The organism is Veillonella sp. S13053-19, from assembly GCF_002959835.1.
Taxonomy (GTDB): Bacteria; Bacillota; Negativicutes; order Veillonellales; family Veillonellaceae; genus Veillonella; species Veillonella rogosae.
The window spans coordinates 23,594-34,446 of sequence record NZ_PPDA01000005.1 but is presented as its reverse complement, the minus strand read 5'-3'; the positions used below and the strand labels follow the sequence as shown (position 1 = coordinate 34,446).

Genomic DNA, 10,853 nt, shown 5'->3' with positions numbered 1-10,853 from the left:
CCGCCAGCGTTCGTCCTGAGCCAGGATCAAACTCTCCAAGATATCTTGAAGCTATTTGAATAGCTCATTTGTTTTGTTGTCGTTACATTTAAGTAACTTTGAATTATGGTTGGTTTTGACTTTGTCAAAACCCGCACTCTGGCATATGTTCAATCATATTGATTGATTACCTATCATTGTTCAGTTTTCAAAGATCTGTTATCAGTTAGCTCCACTTCATTCGAAGTGTTATCTTAACTGACGACTTGATTATAATAACATGTGACCTCGTTCGTGTCAACACATTTTATAATCTTTTTTGAAGTTCTTTTTGAACCTCTAAGTGTATTACTACACTCATTAAGAAACAGTCGCTCGAACGACTGTATGCATATTATAGTACAACGAAATTATAAGTGCAACCCCCAATTCTCAACTTCACACAACTTTCACTATACTTTCATAAAACCTCTAATAGCCAACAATTGATTTTATACAATCAATCATGTACAATATAGCTGTAATACAGAACTTGTAACATAAATAGTTCTATTTTATTAGTATCAATTAATATGAATATTACATTAGTGTAAGGAGATTAAGTATGAAATTATCTAAACGTTTATTATCAAAAACAGTAGCTCTAGCATCTATATGTGCAACTATGGCTACAGCAGCTTTTGCTGCACCCCAAGGTACCTTCGATACCTCTGAAATTCAAATTACAGGCCAAGCATCTCGCTCTGTAGCACCAAGCTATGCAATTTTAACCTTAGGTATTACAAGTCAAAACACAAATATTAATGCTGCTAAATCTAATAACGATCGTATCATGAGTGACTTAATCAGTAGATTAGCAAATCTAGGTGTTGATAAAAAAGATATTTTCACATCGAATATTTCTATTAATCCAACAAGCGATTATCAAGAAGGCAAACGTATTAACACAGGTTACAATGTGTCCAATCACGTAACAGTTAAGATTAATAACCTCGATAACGTAGGAAAGGTTGTCGATGCCGCTGTTAGCGCTGGGGCTAACGACATCAACAACCTTTCATTCCAAAATGATGTGTCTCAACAATTATCTGATTCTTTAACTACAGAAGCGATTCAAAACGGTCGCCATAAAGCGGAAGTTATCGCTGCGGCTCTCGGTCGCACCTTAGGCCCAGTAAAAACGGTTTCTATTAGTACAACAGAAACAAGTTCTATGGACTCCGGTTACTACCGTAGCGGAGTAATGCTTAAAGCAGCACTCGAAACTGCTACGCCTGTAGAAAAAGGTTCTTTAGTAGTTTCTCAAGACGCTAACATCACTTATTATTTACAATAGAATTCTCTGGTACAACACCTTCGTGGACCGCTACAATGCCGCCTGTCAATTCATGATAGGTGGCATTTTCATATCCAAGAGATTTCCAGATTTCTAAAATTTCACTTTGGTGAGGATAACGACGCAAAGATTCTGGAAGCCATGCATAAGATGAGTTATCCTTACTGAGTTTACCTATAATAGGTAATATATAAGAGAAGTAGAAATTGTATAACTGTTTAAAACCAAACATACTTGGTTTCGCCAGTTCTAATACAACTACTTTCCCACCTGGTTTTACAACACGTTGCATTTCGGATAATACTTGTTTAATATCCGGTACATTACGCATTGCAAAGCCACTCATAGCCGCATCAAAAGTATTATCTGCATAAGGTAAAGCCATTGCATCACCTTGTACTAGATTCACTTGATCCATTAATCCTGCATTTTCAATGCGAACACGACCTTGGTCAAGCATTTCGCTATTAAAATCTAACGCCTCTACTCTTAGTGTAGGTTCTTGACGTAATGCTTCCTTTGTAAACACACAGGTACCACATGCTACATCAAGCACACGTTGGTGAGGACCAATATTCATTGCTTTTACAGAGAATTTGCGCCAAAAATAATCTTGTCCAAAGCTTAAGACTGTATTCATTAAATCATAGTTTTTTGCAATATTAGAAAAAACACCTTGTACAAATTGCTCTTTATCGGCATACGTTTTAAATTCTTTAGTATTCATTATGGTCCTTTCACTAATCAAGAACTGTATATGGCATAGTATACCATATTATAGGAACTCTAAAAAAGAATCCTATTATATATACTATAAATAGCAAGCATGTACTATTTACATATATGATACAAGTACTGATAAATTCTATAAAAAACAACACGTCCTATACGGTAAATAAACATGTTTATCACTTACTATATATTTAACATAAATACGTATAAACATCTATAATATTCTCTATTGCTACTATTACATGTTCGTTGTATAATGACATATGTCCATGATGAAAGGATATATTCATGGAGTTTTTTTGTTTTTATTAAGTATTGGAGTGTACTATGAATCGATTTGTTAAATCAATCAACAAAGTCAGTCTAATCCAACAGATTATCATAGGTTTGATCATTGGTATTTTGACTGCACTTTACGTGCCAGATGTGGCAAATGAACTTGCTTTATTAGGTGTTCTTTTTGTTGGTGCTCTTAAAGGCATCGCACCTATCCTTGTATTTTTCTTGGTAATCGCTGCGATCAGTAAACATCGCTCTGGCCAAAAAACAGGTATGGGTTCTGTAATCACCTTATATCTATTAGGTACATTCCTCTCCGCAGTATTAGCTGTAATCGTGAGTTTCTTCTTCCCTACTACATTACATCTAGCAGCAGGTGCCGCTGATGCAGCTCCTCCGCAAGGTATTGCTGAGGTTATGACCACATTACTTAAAAATGTAGTTGATAACCCTGTAAAAGCGTTGATGTCCGCTAACTATATCGGTATTCTAGCTTGGGCTCTTATCCTAGGTGGTGCTTTACGTCATGCACCAATGAATACAAAAGAGGTTATGGAATCCCTTGCTCAAGCAATTACTACAGTGGTAGGCTGGATTATCCGCTTTGCTCCTCTTGGTATTATGGGCCTTGTAGCGGAATCTATTGCTACTAACGGTATCGAAGCTTTGATTGGTTACTTCCAATTACTCGTTTTATTACTTGGCTCTATGATTTTCGTAGCACTAGTAATCAATCCAATTCTGTCCTTCGTTTATCTTCGTCGCAATCCATACCCATTGGTATTTAAATGTTTACGCGAATCTGCAATCTACGCATTCTTCACACGTAGCTCTGCTGCTAACATTCCTGTAAACCTTGACTTAGCTAAACGTTTGAAACTGAACCCTGATATGTATTCCGTATCCATTCCACTAGGTGCAACTATCAATATGGGCGGTGCGGCGATTACAATTACAATCATGACATTAGCCGCAGCTCATACATTAGGTATTATTGTAGATATTCCTACAGCAATCCTGTTATCTATCATCGCCACTATTGGTGCCTGTGGTGCTTCTGGTGTAGCAGGTGGTTCTTTACTACTCATTCCATTGGCTTGTTCCCTATTCGGTATTTCCAACGACGTAGCAATGCAAGTTGTAGGCGTTGGCTTTATCATCGGTGTGTTACAAGACTCAACGGAAACTGCGCTTAACTCTAGCACAGACATTCTCTTCACAGCTACTGCAGACTATGCAAAACGTGGCTACCACGAAGATTGGAACTAAAACGTTCTAAGGCGGTCCTTCGGGACCGTCTTTTTTACATACAACCATATTGATTTTATTCAATGTAATGTTATAATAGAGTTAATGATAATAACTATTAGTAGATATATATTGAAAGGAATCAACATGAAACAATACGATATTATTGTAGTTGGTACAGGCGGCGCAACCATCGTAGCTGACGCTGCGCAAAAAAAAGGCCTTAAAGTGGCCATCATAGAAAAAGGTAAATTTGGTGGCACATGCCTAACTCGCGGTTGTATTCCTACGAAGGTTATGGTTACAGCAGCTAATGCCATTCAAGAAGTAGAAGAGTTCAAAAAAATAGGCATTAATGTTGGCGATGCAACAATGAATTGGGACACTGTAGCTAAACGTACATGGCATATGATTGATAAGTCTGCAGGCATCTATGATTACTATAACGCTTATGACAATGTAGATGTATATCGTGGTGCTGCAAGTTTTGTGTCCGATAAAGTAATGAATATCCACCTTAACGATGGCTCTGGTATCGTAGAAATCACAGCTCCCACTATTATTCTAGGTACTGGTGGTTATAGCAACGTACCAAATGTACCTGGGCTTCAAGAGGCAGGCTTCCTTTCTAGTGAAAGTTTATTTGGCGATAAGTTCCCGAAACAACCGTATAAATCGCTTGCAGTACTCGGTGCAGGCCCTATCGGCGTAGAATTTGGTCATGTATTTGATGCAGCTGGTACTGAAGTTACCATCATTCAACATAATGTGCGCCTTGTACCTAAAGAAGACGAAGAGATGTCCGAACATCTTCTTCAAAACTACCGAGCTCGTGGTATTAACGTAATCTTAAACCAAGACACTGTTGAAATCCGTCAAGAAGATGGTCTTAAAGTTGTAGTCACTAAAGATCGTAGCACTGGTGAAATTACAGAAACTAAGGTAGAAGAAATCCTCGTAGCAGCCGGCATTCGTCCTGCTGTAGAAGAGCTCCATCTTGAAAATACTGGTATCGAAACATGGCCAAAAGGCTGGATCAAAACTAATGAATTCTTAGAAACATCCGTTGATGGTATCTATGCGTTAGGCGACGTAAACGGCGAACCTGCATTCCGTCATCGTGCGAACTATGAAGCTGATATTATCGCTCACAACCTATACTTTGCTAAAAACGAAGAAGATTTCCGTTGGGCACGCTATGATACATTGCCAAAGGTTACATTCTCTTACCCTGAAATTGGTAGCGTAGGTCTTACTGAAGCAGAAGCTATTAAAGCTGGTTATAATGTAGGTGTAGGCAAAAACTACTACTCCTCCACAGCTAAAGGCTATGCAATGGGTATCAATCCTGGCGATGTAAATGACGGCTTTGTCAAAATCGTGGTAGACAAAGATACTAATCATATCCTTGGTATGCACGTAACAGGTCCTCAAGCGTCTATCCTCTTCCAACCATATGTAAACCTTATGAACAGTGGTGTAACTCCATTAACAGCAATTAATGAAGAAATCGCTTCTGAACGTACTAAACGCTTACGTGAAAAAGGTATTACTCGCGAAATGGATCCTAAATCCGTTATCACTGTAGGTGAAACTATGAGCCCACATCCGTCCTTAATCGAGGTTATTATGTGGACACAAGTATACTACGAAAACCGTTGGTAATAACTATTAAACAAAAAAAGAGCCAAAGGCATATGCCTTTGGCTCTTTTATTTGATTATCAATCAATAGATTAACGACCCATGTCGATGCCACTACCAAAGATAAGATTTGTTTTGCGGCCATCGAAACCTTGATCTGGTTCAGGTGGTAATTTATAAGATTTAGATTGCTCTAGGTAAGCACCTGTTTCAGCATCTACTGTAACAACTACTTTTTTACCATCTTGATGCATTGTTACATAGTACAAGATTTTGCCGTCATGAGCTTCAATTTTCCAGCCCTTCATAACAGCATCAGCACCGAGTTGTTGTTTAGCAACGCGTTCTGCTTGAGCAGATTCAATTACTCGATCTTTATTGAAGATTTCACCGATAATTTTTTTAGGTTTGCCACCTTCTTCCATATTGGAAGTATTACCAGTGATTACGTCGATTTTCATCTTGTATTGATGATATTTACTATAGCCAACAACTTTGTAGCCATAGTTTAAATCGTTAGAGTTAAGCTCTACGGAGTGAAGCGCAGCATTCGGGAAGCGATTTTGGAAAATAGTACCAATTTTGCTCATAGTCATAACCATGGACTCGCCTGGTGCACGTTGTACAGAAATATCAGTACTTGTTTCTGGCTTTGTTTTACGTGCATCTGCCACACTTGGTGTAGCAACAGACAATACACCTACTGCCAATACACCAGTTAATGCCATAGAAATTAACTTTTTATTCATTACATATCCTCCTACTATATGCGATACTTTTAACAATGTAAAAGTAATTCACATACTAGAATTACTATAAGTCCGTGCCATAATCAACAGCACACAAAACATACATTAACAATCATATTATTTAGACAATATACTATAAACCTTCATTTGATGCAAGTCGTTCATCTACATCAGACATAAGTAATTTATAGCATGTAGCTACTAAAGGAACACCAATCAACATGCCAGTGACCCCCATCAAGCTACCACCTACGATAACCGCAGCAAATACCCATAATCCCGGCAAACCAACGGAGTTACCGACGATTTTAGGATAAATGAAGTTGCTTTCAATTTGATGAATCACTTCTAAAATAATCACGTAAATTAACGCATCCATAGGGTTAACAGTGAGCAACATAACTGCACCGATAACACCACCGACATAGATGCCAAGCAATGGAATCAAACCAGTAAGGCCAATTACGCAGGCAATGGTTGTAGCGTATTCAATATTGAACAACCATAATGTAATACCTACCATAACACCTAAAATCAAGGCGTCAATAAACTGTCCTACAAAGAAATTACTAAATGTTTGAACTGCCACACGGGTTACATAACTAACACGATTCACCCATTCATCAGATGCATAGGCTTTTACAATACGTTTGCCTTGCATCATAAGGCGTTCTTTATCAAGGAGCATATAAATAGCAAAGATCAATCCAAGACCGATATTTAACGTCCAAGATAAAACTGTGCCCATTGCATTAACGATGTATGTACCGCCTTTAGTCCCCCATTCACGAGTATACTTAACGATACTTTCACCACTCAACGTGTCCATAAGTGTCTGGTTAGATGCCATTGGAATCGTCTCTGTAAGATGGTGCATCCAAGTTTGGAACTCTGTATACAGTTGAGGCGAAGACGCCACAATAATCGACATAGAATGAACCAATTGAGGAAGCGCCATACGGGCAATAAAATACACGATTACGCTAATTGTCACAAAAGATAATACAAGACTGAGAGGTCGTCGTATCTTATACCTCCATCCAGATTCACTCTTAGGCCATAGCCATCGCTCATAGCGCACTACTAAAATATCTAGCACAAAAGCAATACAGGCACCTACAATAAGTGGAACAAATGCTGTAATAATAGCATCAATGGCACTAGCAATATCACTTATTCTAAGGGCCATCATGATCATAACACCAGCTAGTATGATAGCACCTATGAGCGGTTTGTAATATTTAAATTTTTTCATATATAACCTACTTTACTATACTCACACCGCATACATTATCAAAGCTTAATGAACATTGTATGACCTACGATTGTTTGCAAGTTTAGTATAACATAAAAGTCCACCTTATCACATGCTCGGTCCCCCGATGAACACGAGAGCATGATAGAAGGTGGACTTTATTGTATGTCTAATCTAAATTAGTTTAGAGATTAGCGGTGAATGTAAACGTCTACACGACGGTTTTCAGCTTTACCAGCTGCAGTGGAGTTAGTTGCCACTGGTTTAGTGTCGCCATTAGCGATACCGATGAAGCGATCAGCAGATACGCCATTATTTACTAAGTATTGAGCTACGTATTGTACGCGGCGTTCGGACAAACCAATATTGTATTGAGGGTTTGCATCAGTATCAGCATTACCTAACAATTTAACTTGGTCTTGAGAGTATTGGTGAGCAGCGTTTACAGCAGCTGTTAAGTTTGGATATTGGTCGGCACGAGCAACATCTTGGTCGGAATCGAAGTAGATGGATTGTACATAGTAATCCAATTTAGGAGTTTTGTATACAGGAGCTTCTACTACAGGAGCTGGAGCTGGAGTGTATACAGGAGCTGGAGCTGGAGTTGCTACAGGAGCAACAGATTTTTGGCCACCGAAACGGTAAGACAAGCCAACTACAGGACCTTGGAAGGAGATGTTGGAAACATCATCACGTTTAGTGTTGATATAACGGTAACCAGCATTGATATCCCAGTCTTCGTTAACTTTGTAGCCTAAGCCTGCTTCCCAAGTGGAAGTTTTCTTAGTACCTACACCAGCTTTACCATAAACTTCTACTTTAGAGCCAAGGTTAGCTTTACCAATTACACCTACTTGTGCAATGTTGTTTGCTTTAGCGAAATCATCGCCAGAAATGTGTGCATAACCACCATATACTGCGAAGTTCTTGTTCAAGGATTGAACTACGTTCACTTCGTGCATTTTGTCGCTGTAGCCAATACCACCTAATTTATCATTCAAACCATGATATTGGTATTGCAATGCTGTTTTATCAGTCAAGCCATATGTTACAGCACCATCGAAGTTCCATTTTGCGTCAGCATTCCAAGCTTCAGTTTTTGCTTTAGAATGAGCTGCGCCAAGATCAACTTGGAATTCGCCTTTGTTGAATTGAGTTTGTGGAGTTGCACCAGCAACGGATACGCCTACAGCAGCAACTGCCAATAAAGCTAATAATTTTTTGTTCATTATAATTCCCTCCAAAAATAGCCCATAACAATACACAGGGCCTTGGTAATAATATACTTTCATTTTACACAACTTTTCGATAAATTTCAATATCTTTTATGAACCTATCATGAATTTTTCGAAATTTATCTATATAAAAATCTTATAATTATAAAATTTTAAATCCCTTTTATCTCCTCTTTTTTATAACACTCATATGATTTTATAGATATACATTAATTAAAATATTATTAATTTTATTTATTGTTTTTTTATAGATTATCAATATGTTACTGATAATCTACTTAAGAAACTTATAACTATGATGTCTGTGAAAGTAGATAGCTTCTACCATAGCAGTAGTATAAACACTTTTCAATTCTATCAACGATTTTCTTTGATATAATTTCATAAAACCTATTATTACTTAATCTAATAAATTTAACTATAACAAAACGAGTAAAAGCCCCCTCAGTATGCACTAAGGAGGCTTTTATCGTTTCTTATATATATCCCTTACATATATACGTGAAATCAGAAGTTTCTGGTCAGACGACACATTCCCCAATGTGTCATTTTTTCCACATTTTGTATTGTACATCAAATAATTTGAATATACAAGATAATTTTCATAAACCTCTCATAAACTATTTTGATATTTTCAATATAGAAAGTAATAACAAACATAATTGTATAGATTTTATCTGCATCTTCTCTCTATATATCGAACATTTTTAATTTTAGATTTTATATGAAAATTTATATGCTAAATGATAGTCAAGATTGATTACTAACTATATTTACAGAGTATTAGACAATCTTATTCTGCCATGCACCTTTAATAAATCGCAAATAGGAACAGCATAAGCGTAAGGACTGATCAAAGCATAAGGATAGCCACGCCCCTAACAAACCTAATCCTAATGTAATACATAATAGATAAGTAATTATGGGGCGAATGATGGCTACGCTTACAAGGGAATATTTCATAATGTAATACGTATCCCCTGCTCCTTTTAATACACCAGAATATACTTGCTGTAAAGCTTGTGGGAAAGCCGCTATTGCCATGATTCCCATCAAAGAACCAGAAAGAAGTACTACTTCACTTTCACGAGTATAAAGTTGTACCAAAAAGTCTCCAGGACCAATAAATATCAAGGCGCTTACAAGGCCCACAATCAGTCCAATTCGAGCACCGATATTACCATAGACACGTGCAATATCTGGACGTTTATGCCCAAGGTTTTGCCCCGTATGAGATGCTCCCGCAAAGCCAAGTCCCATGGCAAAGTAATAGAATATATCCATTAAGTTCATACATACATAGTGTGCTGCCAATGGTACTGCACCTAAGGAAGCAACAATCATGGTGTATGTATACATACCAAAACGTTCAAAGAACTGCTCCCCTAGAGAGCTGCCCCCAACGTGAAACATAGTATGAAGTACAGGTCTTTCAAAGGTCCATTTGGATGGATGTCGCAATGTTAATCCTGTAGTCGTATGCTGTGAGATAGTACGCAATAGCAACAAAGCAATAAGAGCACTACTGATCATAGTGGACACCCCTGCCCCCATAACACCGAGCTCAGGAAAGAACCCAATACCATAAATCAAGAAAAAGTTCATAATGGTATTTAAAATGTTCCCTACTACATTCGATTTAAAAATGACTTTTGTATTACCGTATCCGATTAGTGCAGCCCCTACAATTTGGCTAAAGGACTGAAAAATAAGGCTGATAACAATGAAACGACCATACCAGACAGCGGTTTCTATATAACCATCTTCTGCGCCAGTAAAGCGTAAAATATGCTCTAAATTAAAGAAACATATCACTAATAAAGGCACGTATATTAAGAAATTCAATAATATAGACTGCTTAAGAACTGCATTCATACCATCTACATCACCTTCACCATGACGGCGAGCTATGATAGCGGTAATAGCAATAGATAAAGCGCGACAGAAAATGAGCATCACCATTTCAGGCTGTCCCATAATACCTACCGACGCAAGCGCAGACGCACCGAGTGCCCCAACCATTGCCAAATCGATGGCTGTCATAAATTGTAACATCAAGCCTTGTAATGTAGCCGGCCAAGCAATTTTCAAATAATTACCATACAGTTGCTTTGTCGTCCCTACCGGACCTAACCGCTCTGCAGCGGGCAACATGGTATCAACTGAAAGCCATCGTTGTATGCGTGCTAACATAGTAACTCCTATTCATGTAAGATCATACAAGGTGGGGCAAAATTCTCAACCCCTAATATCTTAAATATTATATCACAGAACATATGAGTAGTCATTCATGTATAATGCATTTTACATAAGAATATATATCAAAAATGCAAAAGAACCTCTTATAGCACTTGATTATACCCCACCAGGTATATCAGAGTATAAGAGGTTCTTAAG

General features: G+C 37.7%; 8 protein-coding genes. 3 read left to right on the top strand and 5 right to left on the bottom strand.

All coding sequences use genetic code 11. The annotated features are described in order from the left end of the window. The first annotated feature begins 583 nt into the window (after window positions 1-583). Complete coding sequence (locus VEHSUH06_RS01860; protein WP_105097553.1) at window positions 584-1,315, top strand: SIMPL domain-containing protein; 732 nt, start codon at window positions 584-586, stop codon at window positions 1,313-1,315. Here the strand turns inward: VEHSUH06_RS01860 and VEHSUH06_RS01855 are convergent. Beyond that, complete coding sequence (locus VEHSUH06_RS01855) at window positions 1,296-2,042, bottom strand: ubiquinone/menaquinone biosynthesis methyltransferase (RefSeq protein WP_105097552.1); 747 nt, start codon at window positions 2,040-2,042, stop codon at window positions 1,296-1,298. The two genes, VEHSUH06_RS01860 and VEHSUH06_RS01855, sit on opposite strands and share 20 nt — an antisense overlap. A 332-nt stretch (window positions 2,043-2,374) precedes the next feature. On the opposite strand from VEHSUH06_RS01855, the gene sstT reads away from it, so the two are divergent. Both sstT and VEHSUH06_RS01845 read left to right on the top strand, forming a co-directional pair. Then, window positions 2,375-3,595, top strand: a complete 1,221-nt coding sequence (gene sstT, locus VEHSUH06_RS01850) for a serine/threonine transporter SstT (RefSeq protein ID WP_105097551.1) — start codon at window positions 2,375-2,377, stop codon at window positions 3,593-3,595. A gap of 126 nt (window positions 3,596-3,721) precedes the next feature. Continuing rightward, complete coding sequence (locus tag VEHSUH06_RS01845; protein ID WP_105097550.1) at window positions 3,722-5,239, top strand: NAD(P)/FAD-dependent oxidoreductase; 1,518 nt, start codon at window positions 3,722-3,724, stop codon at window positions 5,237-5,239. A 70-nt stretch (window positions 5,240-5,309) separates the two neighbouring features. Here VEHSUH06_RS01845 and VEHSUH06_RS01840 read toward each other — a convergent pair whose 3' ends face one another. From VEHSUH06_RS01840 to VEHSUH06_RS01825, 4 genes are all read right to left on the bottom strand, one after another. Continuing rightward, complete coding sequence (locus VEHSUH06_RS01840) at window positions 5,310-5,966, bottom strand: PepSY domain-containing protein (protein ID WP_105097549.1); 657 nt, start codon at window positions 5,964-5,966, stop codon at window positions 5,310-5,312. A 133-nt stretch (window positions 5,967-6,099) separates the two neighbouring features. After that, complete coding sequence (locus VEHSUH06_RS01835; protein ID WP_105097548.1) at window positions 6,100-7,221, bottom strand: AI-2E family transporter; 1,122 nt, start codon at window positions 7,219-7,221, stop codon at window positions 6,100-6,102. 191 nt (window positions 7,222-7,412) lie between these two features. After that, window positions 7,413-8,450 carry an OmpA family protein gene (locus VEHSUH06_RS01830; protein ID WP_105097547.1) on the bottom strand — a complete coding sequence of 346 codons (1,038 nt, stop codon included), beginning with the start codon at window positions 8,448-8,450 and terminating at the stop codon, window positions 7,413-7,415. Window positions 8,451-9,239: 789 nt separating this feature from the next. Further along, the gene (locus tag VEHSUH06_RS01825; RefSeq protein ID WP_105097546.1) at window positions 9,240-10,649 is read right to left on the bottom strand and encodes an MATE family efflux transporter; all 1,410 of its coding nucleotides are present in this window, start codon (window positions 10,647-10,649) and stop codon (window positions 9,240-9,242) included. Window positions 10,650-10,853 lie beyond the last annotated feature (204 nt).

Excerpts from the sequence above, each read along its gene's own strand:
- sstT (WP_105097551.1), top strand. The coding sequence starts at position 2,375 with ATGAATCGATTTGTTAAATCAATCAACAAAGTCAGTCTAATCCAACAG.
- VEHSUH06_RS01825 (WP_105097546.1), bottom strand. The coding sequence starts at position 10,649 with ATGTTAGCACGCATACAACGATGGCTTTCAGTTGATACCATGTTGCCC.
- VEHSUH06_RS01855 (WP_105097552.1), bottom strand. The coding sequence starts at position 2,042 with ATGAATACTAAAGAATTTAAAACGTATGCCGATAAAGAGCAATTTGTA.
- VEHSUH06_RS01860 (WP_105097553.1), top strand. The coding sequence starts at position 584 with ATGAAATTATCTAAACGTTTATTATCAAAAACAGTAGCTCTAGCATCT.
- VEHSUH06_RS01840 (WP_105097549.1), bottom strand. The coding sequence starts at position 5,966 with ATGAATAAAAAGTTAATTTCTATGGCATTAACTGGTGTATTGGCAGTA.
- VEHSUH06_RS01845 (WP_105097550.1), top strand. The coding sequence starts at position 3,722 with ATGAAACAATACGATATTATTGTAGTTGGTACAGGCGGCGCAACCATC.
- VEHSUH06_RS01830 (WP_105097547.1), bottom strand. The coding sequence starts at position 8,450 with ATGAACAAAAAATTATTAGCTTTATTGGCAGTTGCTGCTGTAGGCGTA.
- VEHSUH06_RS01835 (WP_105097548.1), bottom strand. The coding sequence starts at position 7,221 with ATGAAAAAATTTAAATATTACAAACCGCTCATAGGTGCTATCATACTA.